This is a genomic window from Aeromicrobium panaciterrae, from assembly GCF_031457275.1.
Taxonomy (GTDB): domain Bacteria; phylum Actinomycetota; class Actinomycetes; order Propionibacteriales; family Nocardioidaceae; genus Aeromicrobium; species Aeromicrobium panaciterrae_A.
In genome coordinates this window covers 305,243-317,952 of the sequence record NZ_JAVDWH010000001.1, presented here as the reverse complement: position 1 = coordinate 317,952, position 12,710 = coordinate 305,243, and the positions used below count along the sequence as shown (strand labels likewise).

The following is a 12,710-nucleotide window of genomic DNA, read 5'->3' as shown; positions in this document are numbered from 1 at the left end:
GTGAGCTCCTGAAGTTTGGGTGCTCGAATCCTATGAGAGCAGAGCCGCCCGAGCCATACGCGCCAGTCGAGCCCGCATCGCCGGTGCGCTGATCCGGGCACTGTGCGGGGTGGAGTTGATCAGGCCAAACGTCGCTTGTACGCAGGCCCGGGCCTCTTGGGGCCCGAGATCACCGCGCAGCGAACGTACGGTGTCGACCCACACGTCGATATAGGCGAGCTGCAAGGAGCGCACTTCCTTGCGACCGGCACTCTCGAGGTTGGCCCACTCGCGTTCCTGGATGACGATCAGCGCGGGATTGCTCAGCGCGAAGTCGATGTGCCAGCCGATCAAGCCCTCGAGCGCCTCACCCGGAGTGTTGGCTGCATCTCGGCGCGCCAGTCCCTCCGCGAGCAGGCGTTCACTGATCGCCGTGAGCGACTGCGTCAGGATGTCGTTTTTGCTGGCGAAGTGCTTGTAGAGTGCGGGACCAGAGATGCCACACGCATTTCCGATGTCATGCACGGACACACCATGGAAGCCTCGCTCAGCGAATAGCTTGGCTGCGGTGTCGAGAATCTGCTGCGGGCGTCGAACGGTCACAAGAGCAGAGTAGCCGATTCTGGTTAACGACTGTTAACCTTTTGCCATGCGTGAACTGGTTGACGATCTGCGTGCCCGCTTGGCCGCTGTCCGTCTCGGAGGCAACGAGAAGTCGCGTCAACGTCATGTTGACCGCGGAAAGCTGCTGCCCCGTGACCGGATTGATCATCTGCTTGACCCGGGCTCGCCCTTCCTCGAGATCGGCGCGCTGGCCGCGTACGACATGTACGGAGGCGAGGTGCCGAGCGCTGGCGTGATCGCTGGCATCGGCCGAGTGAGCGGCCGCGAATGCGTCATCGTCGCGAACGACGCGACCGTGAAGGGTGGCACCTACTACCCGATGACGGTCAAGAAGCACCTTCGTGCGCAGACCATTGCCGCGGAGAACCACCTGCCATGCGTCTACCTCGTCGACTCAGGTGGCGCGTTCCTGCCGATGCAGGACGAGGTCTTCCCCGATCGCGAACACTTCGGCCGCATCTTCTTCAACCAGGCCCAAATGTCGGCGAAGCAGATCCCGCAGATTGCCGCTGTCATGGGTTCGTGCACCGCCGGTGGCGCGTACGTACCGGCGATGAGCGACGAGACGGTCATCGTGAAGGACCAGGGCACGATCTTCTTGGCCGGTCCCCCATTGGTGAAGGCTGCAACCGGCGAGGTCGTCACCGCCGAGGACCTGGGCGGTGGTGACGTGCACGCCCGTACGTCCGGTGTCGTCGATCATCTGGCCGACGACGACGAGCATGCTCTGCAGATCGTCCGCTCGATCGTCGGAACGCTTGAGCGCCCCACAAGCCTGCCGCCGCCGCACGAGTCGGTCGAACCTCGCGAGGATCCCGAAACGCTGTACGACGTTGTCCCGACCGACGGCCGCACGCCGTACGACGTGCGGGAGGTCATCCGCCGGCTTGTCGACGATTCGCGTCTCCATGAGTTCAAGCCGCTGTACGGCGAGACTCTGGTCTGCGGCTTCGCCCGAATCTGTGGCTACCCCGTCGCGATCGTCGCCAACAACGGCATCCTGTTCAGCGAGTCATCGCTCAAGGGCGCGCACTTCGTCGAGCTCGCCAACCAGCGCGGCATTCCGCTGGTCTTCCTGCAGAACATCACCGGCTTCATGGTCGGGCAGGAGTACGAGAACCGTGGCATCGCCAAAGACGGCGCCAAGCTCGTTACGGCCGTCGCATCATCGGTCGTGCCGAAGTTCACGGTCGTGATCGGTGGCTCGTACGGCGCTGGCAACTACGGCATGTGCGGGCGTGCGTACGATCCGCGATTCCTCTGGATGTGGCCCAACGCCAAGATCTCGGTGATGGGCGGCGAGCAGGCCTCGGCCGTGCTGGCAACCGTGAAGCGCGATGGAATGGAAGCCCGCGGCGAGGAATGGTCGGCGGAGGACGAGGCCGACTTCCGCGCTCCGATCCGCGAACAGTTCGACGCGCAGGGCTCGCCCTACTACTCCAGTGCGCGGCTGTGGGACGACGGCATCATCGACCCCGTCGACACGCGTCGCGTCCTGGCTATGGGGCTGCAGGTCGCCACGGCCGTACCGACTCCCGAACCGCGCTTCGGCGTCTTCCGAATGTAGCGAGCCTATGGTTACGCAACGTTGTCTCTGCCGCACCGAGCGTGTGGTCCAGTTAGGTCTCCGAGGAGGGTCACGGCGATGACATTCAGTTCTGTTCTTGTCGCTAACCGCGGCGAGATTGCTCGCCGCGTGATTCTCGCCTGTCGCGAAGCGGGCCTTCGTAGCATCGCGGTCTACTCCGACGCCGATGCTGACGCGCCGTACGTGCAACTCGCCGACGATGCCGTGCACCTCGGGCCGACTGCGGCCAACGAGTCGTACCTCAACATCGACCGACTGCTCGCTGCTGCGAAGGAGTCGGGTGCCGAGGCGATCCACCCGGGTTACGGATTCCTGTCGGAGCGGGCCGAGTTCGCTCGCGCGGTCGTTGGTGCCGGGCTCGTGTTCATCGGCCCGACGGCCGAGGTCATGGACGCGATGGGCCGCAAGGACAGGGCACGGGCGATTGCCGAGAAGGCCGGCGTACCGGTCACTCCGCAGTTCGATCCGACCAACGTTCCTGCCGACGCGTACCCCGTACTGGTCAAGGCCGCGGCCGGCGGAGGCGGCAAGGGCATGCGCATCGTCGAGGACGCCAAGGACTACGCGCCGGCGCTTGAGGCCGCGCGGCGTGAAGCTGCCTCGGCCTTCGGCGACGACACGATGCTGGTGGAGAAGTACATCGAGTCAGGCCGTCACGTCGAGGTGCAGGTCTTCGGCGACAACGCGGGCAATGTCGTGCACCTCTTCGAACGCGACTGTTCGGCCCAGCGTCGCCATCAGAAGGTTGTCGAGGAAGCGCCCGCCTTCGGTCTCAGTGACGATCTCCGCTCAACGCTCCACGATTCGTCCGTCGCGCTGTGCAAGGAGGTCGGCTACACCGGCGCCGGCACAGTCGAGTTCCTCGTCGCTGGCGGTGAGGCCTACTTCCTCGAGATGAACACCCGGCTACAGGTCGAGCACTGTGTCACCGAAGAGATCACAGGGCTCGACCTGGTGCAGTGGCAGTTCACGGTCGCCGCGGGTCAGGACCTGCCGCTTGCCCAAAACGAGATCACGTCGACGGGTCACGCCATCGAGGTGCGTGTGTACGCCGAGGACCCCTACACGGGCTTTCTTCCGCAGGCCGGTCACGTGCTCGACGCCGCTTGGCCGGATGCCGCACGAGTCGAGACGGACCTCGAGCGCAACCACGACGTGTCGACCGCGTACGACCCGATGCTCGGCAAGGTGATCGTGTCGGGTGCGGATCGAGGCAATGCGATTGCTGAGATGGTCGCGGCGCTGGACAACACGGGTCTGTTTGGCATCACGACCAACACCGGTTTCCTGCGCCGGCTCGTCGCGAGCGACGAGTTCGCGGCGGGCGAAGTGCACACCGGCTGGCTCGACAGCGACGCTTCGGCGGACCTGCTCGAACGCCCGACGGTGCCCGAGGAGGCGGCGGTCGCGGCCGCCAAGTTACGGGCGCGCTACATGACGCTAGACGGCGAAGCGCCGTTCTCGGTCAACGACGGCTGGCGCTCCGGCGGTGACCCAGCGCCAACCCTGGTTGAGCTGGACGATGAAGACGGCGGCCGCTGGTCATACGCCTTCCAGATCGAGGACTACGCCGACGCTGGCGCGCTCGCGATCATCGAGGGCGATCACGTCTTGATCTCGTGGCACGGTGCAGTCTGGACGTTCGAGACGCCAGACCCGATGCGCGGCGGTCACCAACGAGGTGCTTCGACGGAAGCCGATGTCGTCTCCCCCATGCCCGGGACTGTGCTGCGGATCGATGTCGCCGAAGGTGATGTGGTCGCACTCGGAGACCGCCTGGGTGTGGTTGAAGCCATGAAGATGGAGCTCGCCTTGCTGGCTCCGTACGACGGCGTCGTCGCGCATGTCGGTGCGGCGGTCGGCGATCAGGTGCCGATCAAGCACTTGCTGTTCACGGTGGATCCGGCGTGATCGTCCGCGACGCGGAGCTTCCGAAGCAGGTCACGATCTATGAGGTCGGACCTCGTGACGGTCTGCAGAACGAGTCCGTCATCGTGCCGCTTGAGGTCAAGGCCGAATTCATCGACCGCCTCGTCGCGGCTGGACTGCCGATCGTCGAGGCGACCAGCTTCGTACATCCGAAATGGGTCCCACAGCTCGCCGATGCGGCTGAACTCGTCGCACGCCTTCAGCTCGATGGACCGGTGCCGCTGCCGGTGTTGGTGCCCAATGAACGCGGCCTCGATCGTGCCCTCGAGGCGGGCTGCACGCACATCGCAATCTTCGGCAGCGCGACGGAGACCTTCGCGCAGAAGAACCTGAACTCAACGCTCGATGATCAGTTCGCCATGTTCGGGCCCGTGGTCGTCCGCGCTCGGGAGGCCGGACTCGACGTGCGCGCATACGTCTCGATGTGTTTCGGCGATCCGTGGGAGGGCGACGTTCCGATCGACCAGGTCGTCACCGCGGGCAAGCGCCTGCTGGATCTCGGCGCATCGCAGCTCTCACTGGGCGACACGATCGGCGTTGGAACGGCAGCTCAGGTCGGAGCGTTGATCGACGCGTTCGGTGAGTCAGGCGTTGGGGTGCAGAGCCTCGCGATGCACTTTCACGACACGTACGGACAGGCGCTTGCGAACGCCTATGCCGCGCTTTGCCACGGCATCACGACCTTTGATGCTTCGGCTGGTGGTCTCGGCGGATGCCCGTACGCCGAGAGTGCCACCGGCAATCTCGCCACCGAGGATCTCGTCTGGATGCTCAACGGTCTCGGCATCGAGCACGGCGTCGACCTGGAAGCGCTTGTCGCGACCAGCGTGTGGATGGGTCAGCAGCTCGGCAAGGAGCCGGCCAGCGCCGTCGTACGCGCCCTAGGCTGACTGTGCCAAGCGAGCCGTCACCCGCGACGCGAGCAAGGCGTATTGCGTGTCCATGCGCGTCTTGCCGGTCGGTCGGACAACTTCCATCGCTCCGACCACGTGTTCGTGAGGGCCGAACTGCTCCAGCGTGAGGTCGACCTGCTCGCCATCAGGAAGCCGGTTCCACCAGTGGAAGTCGACACGCTGACCGTCAACGATGACCTCACCCATGACCAGCGATCCGCCGAAGAAGTCGTGCAACACGAGGGCAGTCGTGGCGCACTGGCCGCGGGACGGATTGTCGGGAGTCCAGTCCGCAACATCCTCGGGCGCACAGGTGTCAGGTCCCCAGGACTCGCGCAGTGCGAGGATCACGGCTTCGAGCGTCATGCGGACGACGGTAGGCGTCGGCACTGACAACTAGATGCGGCGTTCCTTGAGCTCGTCGGCGGCGTAGGCACCGATCTGCCACGTTGCGTACGCGTCACTGGATCCGCCGACGGCACCGCCGAGGAATGGCACCCGGCGACCGATCAAGGTCACCACGCGGCGGCCGGCCGTACGAGCGACCAGCTCGGCCGTCACCTCGCGCGAGAGCGTGTTGTCGAGTTCGGGGTCGTGCACGGGAGACGTTGCCAGTGCCATCGGCGACGATGGAAGTCGCTTGTGCTTGAGCAGGTCGCGTACGGAGTCCTCGCCGAGCATGCAGGCGAGGATCGCGTTTCGTACGCGCGGATCCTCGAGGTCGTAGCCGCGCAGGTGCGCGATCCCGGCGACGAGATGGCACTGCACGAGCGTCACGCCCACGACGTTGGCTGGCATCGCGATGGCCATCGCGGCGAATCCGCCGAGGTTGGTCACGAACCCCTGGACACCGGCCAGACCGGAGTGAAGACGGATGAGGCCACGTACGGCCAACTCGACATCACCGTTGTGGTCGACGAGCTTGGTGTCCGCAGTTGCCGCTGCAGAACGGAGTGGTCCGATGCCGTCGATCGCTTGGTCGAGCACCGTCCGCACATAGCCAGACGCGACCTGGGGAGCCAGCTTGGTGGCCGCAGTTGCGGCGAGCTTGCCTCGGACTCCCATCTGGCAAGCATAGGAGGACGCTCGTTACTACGCTGATCGCATGGGTCGTCCGTTCTCTGAGCACGTCGCCAGCGATGAGTGGCGCCGTACGGCCGAGGACTGGATCGGCGACCACCTCGCCACGAGCGGCCGTTCGGTCACCGGCGAGATCACCCAGCCCCGCGTGCGCCCGTGGTCGACACAGCTCGTCGTGCCGACGGATGCCGGGACCCTCTGGTTCAAGGCCAACTGTGCGTCGATGGCATTCGAGCCGCTGCTGCACGCGGAGCTGGCGCGTATCGTGCCGGACGCCGTGGACGTGCCGTTCGCGATCGACGCCGACCGTGGATGGATCGTGACCGAAGATCGCGGTACGACGCTCGGCGACAGCCACGAACCCACCGCGGACGACTGGCGAATGCTGCTCGCCGAGACGGCGCGCATCCAGCGCGTGGTGGCCGATCACCGTCAAGACCTGATTGCCACCGGACTGCCGGACTGCTCGCCAATCACAGTGCCGGAACGATTCGACCGGATCGTCGACACGTTCGCAGGCCTTCCTGACGACCATCCGTCACATGTTTCGCCGGACCTTGAGCGTGAGCTGCGAGCCAAGCGCGATGCCATCGCAGACGCGGCGCAGTTGCTGGTCGAGGGACCACTACCGGCCACGTGGCAGCACGGCGACCTTCACCCGTGGAACGTGTTCGCGCCCGCAGATGCGGGTTTGAGGATCTTCGACTTCGGTGACGGCCAGTGGTCGCATGCTGCTGAGGTGCTCAGCGTCCCGTACGGCTGGATCGAGGCGCGTACGGAACTCGTCTGGGGCGATCTCGTCGATGCCTACACGGACGTCTGGGGGCTCACGGTCGCCGAGCTCGCCGGTCAGTGGGACGCAACAGCCCTGACTCAGCCGGTCAATCGCGCGCTGACCTGGTGGGCCTGCCTCGCAGACGCCACCGCCGCTGAGTGGAAAGAGTGGGGAGACGCTCCGCTCTACCACCTGAAACGCGTCCTCGAGCCGTGAGCCCGCAGCCGTTGGCGCCGTCGCCGTGGAGATTCGAACCCGACGAGTGGCCGGATGAAGATTGCGTGGCGGGCGGGGCGGATCTCGAACCCGGCACGATCGTGGATGCGTACCGACATGGAGCGTTCCCCATGCCCCACGACGGCGAATTGCTGTGGTGGTCGCCGATGCAGCGCGGAATTCTGGTGCCGTCGACACTCAAGGTCTCCCGATCCCTGAAGAGGTCGGTGCGCCAGCTTTCGGTGACCGTCGATGAGTCCTTTGAGGAAGTCATCGATGCTTGTGCCGACCCGACTCGGCCCGGGAGCTGGATCGACGGCGCGATCCGCGAGGCGTACGTGAACCTCCACCGACTCGGCTGGGCGCATTCCGTCGAGACCCGCGATGCCGACGGTGCCCTGGTGGGTGGACTGTACGGACTCAGCATCGGGGGGCTCTTTGCCGGAGAGTCGATGTTCCACAAGGTCACCGATGCGTCGAAGGTTGCCCTCGTCGCGCTGACCGAGATCGTTGGCGACAGTGAACTGATCGACGTGCAGTGGTGCACCCCGCATCTGGAGTCGCTCGGCGTCGTGGAATGGCCCCGCGTGACCTATCTCGAGGCACTCCCGGCGCTCGTCGCTGGGCAACCTCTGTCAGAATGGGCGCGATAGCAGCAGTAACAATCACGGAGGCCCACGGGGGGCCAAGGATCTGTTGGCGAGAGTTCATAGACTGGACGTCGCACATCACCATTCATGAGGAGCATTTGTGGCCATTTCCCGCAACGAACTCGTTGCCGCCCTTGCGTCGAAGGCAGGCACCAGCAAGACCGAAGCCGACGCCGTACTTTCTGCGTTCAGCGAGATCCTCGTCGAGGCTGTTTCCGGCAACGGTGACAAGGTCTCGATTCCGGGCATCCTGTCCGTCGAGCGCGTCGAGCGCGCAGCCCGCGTGGGCCGCAACCCCTCGACCGGCGAGACGATCGACATCCCTGCAGGACACGGAGTCAAGCTGAGCGTCGGTTCGCGCCTCAAGGCGGCAGCCAAGTAGCAGCGGCACCTTTCAGCGCCATCGGATCTTTCCGGTGGCGCTGTTTTCTGCCCTAGGCGACGACCGGTCGGCCGGCTGCTTCCCACAGCTCCATGCCACCGGTGAGGTTGACGACGTCGTGTCCCTGGGCATGGAGCCAACCCGTCACGCGCGCTGATCGACCGCCGACGTGGCATACGACGATGGTGTGAATCGCCGGGTCAAGTTCGCCGACTCGAGACTGAATCTGGCTCATCGGTATGTGGATGGCGCCGTCGATATGTCCGGCATCCCACTCATGCTGCTCGCGCACATCGAGCACGACGAGATCGGCCGGAATCGACTCGGGGATCGCATTGATGTCCGTGGTCGGGACGCTTTGTTCGTTCATTTGTACAGTTTCTCTCACGGGGATTGAGCGTGGGAGAGGGGTCAATGGGTGCGCCGAGTAGCGATGAACCCCCTCGAATGGTTACTTTGGACTATATGCAGGTCAGTCACCGGAGCCTTGCGCGCTGCGCAGCTCCGGCTTTCTCGGGTAGGTGGTCCAGATGAAGTCGCATGACATCGTTCGCCTCCCGTTTGAGCTTTCGACGCCGAGCATCGCTCGGACGAGGCTTGCAGCCTTTCTGACCGTGCACCGCGCATCCAACGCCGTCATCGATGACGCGCTCATCGTGATCAGCGAAATGATTGCCAACGCCGTCAGCCACGGCATGCCGAAGCAGGACGGCACCATCGAGATTTCGTGGAGCATCAGCGGCACTCTGCTTGAGCTCAGCGTCCATGACGGCGGCATGAGCGAGCCGCTCAAGCCCGTCGACTTTGACGAGGATTCGCTGAGTGGTCGCGGCCTGTCGATCATCAATCGGGTTGCCGATCGTTGGTGGGTCGACATGTCGCAGGGCACGCGTGTCAACGCCGAGCTCGTCATGGGCCTGCACTGATCACTGCACCGCCCCCCGCATAGACTCGCCCCTCGTGGGCAAGAAATCGCGGAACAAGAACAAGACCGTCAAAGAACGTATGCCGTTCGTTGCGCGCACCTTTGAGGGTCTCCCTGGCGAAGCCGACTGGATCGCCTTGCGCGAGTTCGTCCCCTCGGCCACCGCCTACGTGACGCTCAAGACCGGTCAGAAGGTACGCGTCTGTTCGTCGCTGCCGGGCTCCGGCGCCGGCATCGTCCGCCCCGACGGTGAGATCTGGCTCGGCCTGCAGGTGGCCCACAACTTCGGCGACATCAGCCGCGATCTGGCGCACGTCGTCGAGACCGGCCTTGAGACTGAGCCCGGCCGGCCCATCCCGCTGACCGACCCGGGCGTCGGCGCCCGTATGCAGGACCTGATCGACCCGGCCAGCCCGTTCGATGTCCAGATGCACGACGGCTTCGACTACTGGATCGAAGGCCAGGACGATGCGCCCGGCACCGCTGAGGCGCTGGCCGACGCCAATGACACGATCGCACCGACCGTTCGGCTCGACTCGGTCGACTCGGCGTACTGGACTGAGATGAGTCCGCACCGCTGGCTCCGCTGGGTCATGACCCACGACGAGCAGAAGCTCCTCAACGCCTTGGCCCGCTTGCGCGTCGCTGGCGCTGACACCCTGGGCGATGGCAGCAAGCTGATTGGCCACTTCCGCGCGCACGGTCTGCTCGTACCGGTCTGGGAGTTCGAGGTCGACGCTGCCGGTGTGGAGAAGCCCGCTGCCGAGTTCGCCAAGCGACTCGATGAGGCGCTCACAGACGACAGCCCGCTGACTGCCGAGCAGCGGTCAGCACGCAGTGCCCTCACAAGCCGCCAGGTGACGATCCGCTAGTCCTGTCACATCGTGGCGAGGTACGTCGTCTGAGGGGTGAGTGGCGCACCGGCGCCGCAGGACAGGAGTCACCCAATGTCTCGCATTCCCGCCCTCAGCCCCCAGGACGCCGGACCGATCATCAAGGTCGGGTACCGGATGGCCCGCAAGCAAGTCGGCGAGGTGCCCGAACCGTTCGCCGTGATGGCGCACCATCGCAAGCTCTTCGTTCTCGCGGCTCGTCACGAACTCGCGCTGCAGAAGGCGATGCACGTCGTACCCGAGTCGCTGATCCAGCTCGCGGTCTACCGCACAGCGTGGACCGTTGGATGTTCGTGGTGCGTCGACTTCGGCTCGATGCTGATGCGGCTCGACGAGCTCGACGTCGATCGGCTCAAGGAGATCGGTGAATTCGAGAACTCGGACAAGTACACCGAGGCCGAGCGCGAAGTCATCCGCTACTCAGACGCGATCACCGCCACCCCAACGACCGTGACGGACGAACAGGTCGCGTCGCTCGTCGAGAAGTACGGCAACGCTGGCGTCCTAGAACTGACCTACCAAATCTCCCACGAGAACCAGCGAGCTCGGATGAACCACGCACTTGGCATCACGGATCAAGGCTTCAGCACTGGCGATGCGTGCCGGGTTCCGTGGGCTACGGACGAGCTGGCCAGTCAGGAAGCTTGACGCCGCCTTGCTTCCCGGGGTTGGCGATGTCGTACGACGCGCAGACCTTGCCGTCGCGGACTGCGAACGCTGCAACCCGCGGCGGCGAGCTGAGTTTGTCGGTCTCGCCGGTCCAGCCGTACGTAACAAAGCCAAGTTCCCCGTTCACCAGGACCGGTGTCATCGCCAGGAGTGCATCTGGGCCGTAGCGGTTCATCAGTCCGATGTAGAAGCGTGCGAACTTCTCGGCTCCGTGGATCACGTTGACCGCGGTGTTCGTCGTGCCGTTGGCGTCGCCCATCACGATCGCATCGGGGTGCAACGTCGCGATGATGGTTTTGAGATCACCGGTGGCCATTGCCTCAACGAATCGGGTGACCGCTGCGAGGTGTTCCTCGTCGGTGACGGGAGGTGGCGGCTCAGCAACGGCCTTACGCGCTCGCGACGCGAGCTGACGGGCGTTGGCCGGATCGACGTCGAGCACCTCGGCGATCTCATCGAAGGGCACGTCGAAGGCATCGTGGAGTACGAATGCCACGCGTTGCGCGGGTGGCAGGACCTCGAGGACGACCAGCGCTGCAAACCGAGCATCCTCATCGCGAACGAGGGCGGAGAGCGGATCGTCCTTAGCGTCGAACGCCGTCACGACGGGCTCAGGCAACCATTGCCCCACGTACGTTTCCCGCCGCTTGGCGGCTGAACCCAGTCGGTCGAGGCACAACCGGCTGACGACGGTAGTGAGCCAGGCCTGCAGGTTGCTGATGTCCGCGTCGGTCCGCTCAAGCCTGAGCCAGGCGTCCTGCACGGCGTCCTCGGCATCGACCACGCTTCCGGTCAGCCGGTAGGCAACGTTGAGCAGTCGAGGCCGCTCGGTCTCGAAGGCTTCAAGAGTTGCTGTCTGCATTGGCTCAGTCGCGGTCGATCGGACAGGACATGCAACGGGGGCCACCGCGTCCCGATCCGAGCTCGGAGCCGCTGATCGCAATGACCTCGACTCCGTGCTCCTCGAGGCGTGCGTTGGTCTGTTCGTTGCGTTCGTACGCGACGGCGAGGCGGGGACCGATCGCCAAGGTGTTGTTGCCGTCATCCCATTGCTCGCGCTCGGCCGTGACTGGATCGAGACCGGTGTCGATCTGGTGCAGCTTGTCGATCCCCATCGCCTCGGCAGCGGCATCGAAGAACGACGCTTCAGTGCCGACGACGAGTTCACCGTTCACCAGCGTGACGGGGTGAGCGCGCAGGTTGCTCGCCATGTTGGGGTACATCACGACGGTGTCGACATCGACCATCGTCACGATGGTGTCGAGGTGCATTGTGGCGCGCTCCTGGGCGATCGGAACGGCGAGCACCGTACGGGCAAGGCCGCCCTCGAGCACTTCGCGAGCGAATCGCTCGAAGCCAGCGGGAGTCGTACGTTCGCCGACGCCGACTGCGAAGACGCCGGGCGCTAGGAGGAGGACGTCGCCGCCTTCGAGATGCTCGAGATGAGGTCCGTGTGCACGGGGCGTTCCGACAAATCGGGGATGGTGCTCGTAGATCAGGCCGGTCAGCTGGGTCTCGCGTACGCGGGCCGGCATCGCGAGGCTGGTGATCGCGACGCGACCCGGAAGCCAGACCGACGAGTCGCGAGTGAACAACAGATTGGGCAGGGGATCGATCAAGAAGCTCTCGGACGGGAGCAGGCTGGTGACGATGCTGCGGAAGCTCGTCACCTCGTCGTTGCGCAAGCCGGCCGTCAGCGTCAGGGCGAGCTCGGCCGGTGATTGGTCGGTCATGACGCGGGCAATGTGGCCGCGCAGCCCGTCGCCGAGGCGCAGGCTCGAGGTCGTCGCCTCGATGATCCCGGCGCGTACGTCGGCCTCGATCAGGGACTCGGCAAGCAGGTCCATCAAGTAGAGGACCTCGACGTCATGGTCGCGAAGCGCCTGGGCGAACGCGTCGTGCTCTTCCTGTGCGCGGCCAACCCAAGGCACGCCGTCGAACAAGAGCGAGTCGTTGTTGCGCGGAGTCAGTCGTGCGAGCTCAGGACCCGGGCGGTGCAACATGACCGTCCGCAGCCGACCAACTTCACTGTCTGCACCCAACGCCATTCCAACACCCTAGTGAAGCGAGGTGTCTTGAGCATGTGTGGCTGTGACGTGCTCGCGAT

15 protein-coding genes are annotated in these 12,710 nt (G+C 64.9%); 9 read left to right on the top strand and 6 right to left on the bottom strand.

The window, feature by feature from the left end; translation table 11 throughout:
* Positions 1-30: 30 nt before the first annotated feature.
* Positions 31-582, bottom strand: a complete 552-nt coding sequence (locus J2X11_RS01585) for a TetR/AcrR family transcriptional regulator (protein ID WP_309965855.1) — start codon at positions 580-582, stop codon at positions 31-33.
* 46 nt (positions 583-628) lie between these two features.
* On the opposite strand from J2X11_RS01585, the gene J2X11_RS01580 reads away from it, so the two are divergent.
* From J2X11_RS01580 to J2X11_RS01570, 3 genes are all read left to right on the top strand, one after another.
* The gene (locus J2X11_RS01580) at positions 629-2,170 is read left to right on the top strand and encodes a carboxyl transferase domain-containing protein (RefSeq protein ID WP_309965852.1); all 1,542 of its coding nucleotides are present in this window, start codon (positions 629-631) and stop codon (positions 2,168-2,170) included.
* A 78-nt stretch (positions 2,171-2,248) separates the two neighbouring features.
* On the top strand, positions 2,249-4,102 hold the full coding sequence (locus J2X11_RS01575) for an acetyl/propionyl/methylcrotonyl-CoA carboxylase subunit alpha (protein WP_309965848.1): 1,854 nt from the start codon (positions 2,249-2,251) through the stop codon (positions 4,100-4,102).
* The gene (locus J2X11_RS01570; protein ID WP_309965845.1) at positions 4,099-5,010 is read left to right on the top strand and encodes a hydroxymethylglutaryl-CoA lyase; all 912 of its coding nucleotides are present in this window, start codon (positions 4,099-4,101) and stop codon (positions 5,008-5,010) included. The genes J2X11_RS01575 and J2X11_RS01570 overlap by 4 nt, the downstream gene beginning before the upstream one ends.
* On the opposite strand, the gene J2X11_RS01565 is transcribed toward J2X11_RS01570, so the two are convergent.
* Together J2X11_RS01565 and J2X11_RS01560 are read right to left on the bottom strand one after the other, a co-directional pair.
* On the bottom strand, positions 5,002-5,379 hold the full coding sequence (locus tag J2X11_RS01565; RefSeq protein WP_309965842.1) for a YunG family protein: 378 nt from the start codon (positions 5,377-5,379) through the stop codon (positions 5,002-5,004). The two genes, J2X11_RS01570 and J2X11_RS01565, sit on opposite strands and share 9 nt — an antisense overlap.
* Before the next feature lie 30 nt (positions 5,380-5,409).
* On the bottom strand, positions 5,410-6,078 hold the full coding sequence (locus J2X11_RS01560) for an EcsC family protein (RefSeq protein WP_309965841.1): 669 nt from the start codon (positions 6,076-6,078) through the stop codon (positions 5,410-5,412).
* A gap of 40 nt (positions 6,079-6,118) precedes the next feature.
* Here J2X11_RS01560 and J2X11_RS01555 point away from each other — a divergent pair, with 40 nt between their 5' ends.
* From J2X11_RS01555 to J2X11_RS01545, 3 genes are all read left to right on the top strand, one after another.
* A complete protein-coding gene (locus tag J2X11_RS01555; RefSeq protein WP_309965838.1) occupies positions 6,119-7,084 on the top strand; it encodes a phosphotransferase in 966 nt (321 codons plus the stop codon).
* A 65-nt stretch (positions 7,085-7,149) separates the two neighbouring features.
* The gene (gene aat, locus J2X11_RS01550; protein ID WP_309965835.1) at positions 7,150-7,737 is read left to right on the top strand and encodes a leucyl/phenylalanyl-tRNA--protein transferase; all 588 of its coding nucleotides are present in this window, start codon (positions 7,150-7,152) and stop codon (positions 7,735-7,737) included.
* A gap of 97 nt (positions 7,738-7,834) precedes the next feature.
* Positions 7,835-8,116: an HU family DNA-binding protein gene (locus J2X11_RS01545; protein WP_396127843.1), complete on the top strand. Its 282-nt coding sequence runs from the start codon at positions 7,835-7,837 to the stop codon at positions 8,114-8,116.
* 52 nt (positions 8,117-8,168) lie between these two features.
* Here the strand turns inward: J2X11_RS01545 and J2X11_RS01540 are convergent, their stop codons facing one another.
* Positions 8,169-8,486, bottom strand: coding sequence for a rhodanese-like domain-containing protein (locus J2X11_RS01540; protein WP_309965833.1), 318 nt, complete (start codon positions 8,484-8,486; stop codon positions 8,169-8,171).
* A 160-nt stretch (positions 8,487-8,646) separates the two neighbouring features.
* Between J2X11_RS01540 and J2X11_RS01535 the strand changes: the two genes are divergently transcribed.
* The 3 genes from J2X11_RS01535 (at position 8,647) to J2X11_RS01525 (ending at position 10,582) form a co-directional block, all read left to right on the top strand.
* Complete coding sequence (locus J2X11_RS01535) at positions 8,647-9,042, top strand: ATP-binding protein (RefSeq protein WP_309965830.1); 396 nt, start codon at positions 8,647-8,649, stop codon at positions 9,040-9,042.
* Positions 9,043-9,076: 34 nt separating this feature from the next.
* Positions 9,077-9,913: a DUF5926 family protein gene (locus J2X11_RS01530; RefSeq protein ID WP_309965827.1), complete on the top strand. Its 837-nt coding sequence runs from the start codon at positions 9,077-9,079 to the stop codon at positions 9,911-9,913.
* Between the two features lie 75 nt (positions 9,914-9,988).
* On the top strand, positions 9,989-10,582 hold the full coding sequence (locus J2X11_RS01525; protein WP_309965824.1) for a carboxymuconolactone decarboxylase family protein: 594 nt from the start codon (positions 9,989-9,991) through the stop codon (positions 10,580-10,582).
* Here J2X11_RS01525 and J2X11_RS01520 read toward each other — a convergent pair.
* A complete protein-coding gene (locus tag J2X11_RS01520) occupies positions 10,551-11,465 on the bottom strand; it encodes a sigma-70 family RNA polymerase sigma factor (protein ID WP_309965821.1) in 915 nt (304 codons plus the stop codon). The genes J2X11_RS01525 and J2X11_RS01520 overlap by 32 nt on opposite strands.
* 4 nt (positions 11,466-11,469) lie before the next feature.
* Positions 11,470-12,651 (bottom strand): arginine deiminase, encoded by a 1,182-nt coding sequence (locus tag J2X11_RS01515; RefSeq protein ID WP_309965818.1) that lies wholly within the window; start codon positions 12,649-12,651, stop codon positions 11,470-11,472.
* Between the last annotated feature and the right edge of the window lie 59 nt (positions 12,652-12,710).

Coding starts and splice junctions, on each gene's coding strand:
- J2X11_RS01560 (WP_309965841.1), bottom strand. CDS start 6,078: ATGGGAGTCCGAGGCAAGCTCGCCGCAACTGCGGCCACCAAGCTGGCT.
- J2X11_RS01580 (WP_309965852.1), top strand. CDS start 629: ATGCGTGAACTGGTTGACGATCTGCGTGCCCGCTTGGCCGCTGTCCGT.
- J2X11_RS01565 (WP_309965842.1), bottom strand. CDS start 5,379: ATGACGCTCGAAGCCGTGATCCTCGCACTGCGCGAGTCCTGGGGACCT.
- J2X11_RS01540 (WP_309965833.1), bottom strand. CDS start 8,486: ATGAACGAACAAAGCGTCCCGACCACGGACATCAATGCGATCCCCGAG.
- J2X11_RS01520 (WP_309965821.1), bottom strand. CDS start 11,465: ATGCAGACAGCAACTCTTGAAGCCTTCGAGACCGAGCGGCCTCGACTG.
- J2X11_RS01525 (WP_309965824.1), top strand. CDS start 9,989: ATGTCTCGCATTCCCGCCCTCAGCCCCCAGGACGCCGGACCGATCATC.
- J2X11_RS01555 (WP_309965838.1), top strand. CDS start 6,119: ATGGGTCGTCCGTTCTCTGAGCACGTCGCCAGCGATGAGTGGCGCCGT.
- J2X11_RS01535 (WP_309965830.1), top strand. CDS start 8,647: ATGAAGTCGCATGACATCGTTCGCCTCCCGTTTGAGCTTTCGACGCCG.
- J2X11_RS01515 (WP_309965818.1), bottom strand. CDS start 12,651: ATGGCGTTGGGTGCAGACAGTGAAGTTGGTCGGCTGCGGACGGTCATG.
- J2X11_RS01575 (WP_309965848.1), top strand. CDS start 2,249: ATGACATTCAGTTCTGTTCTTGTCGCTAACCGCGGCGAGATTGCTCGC.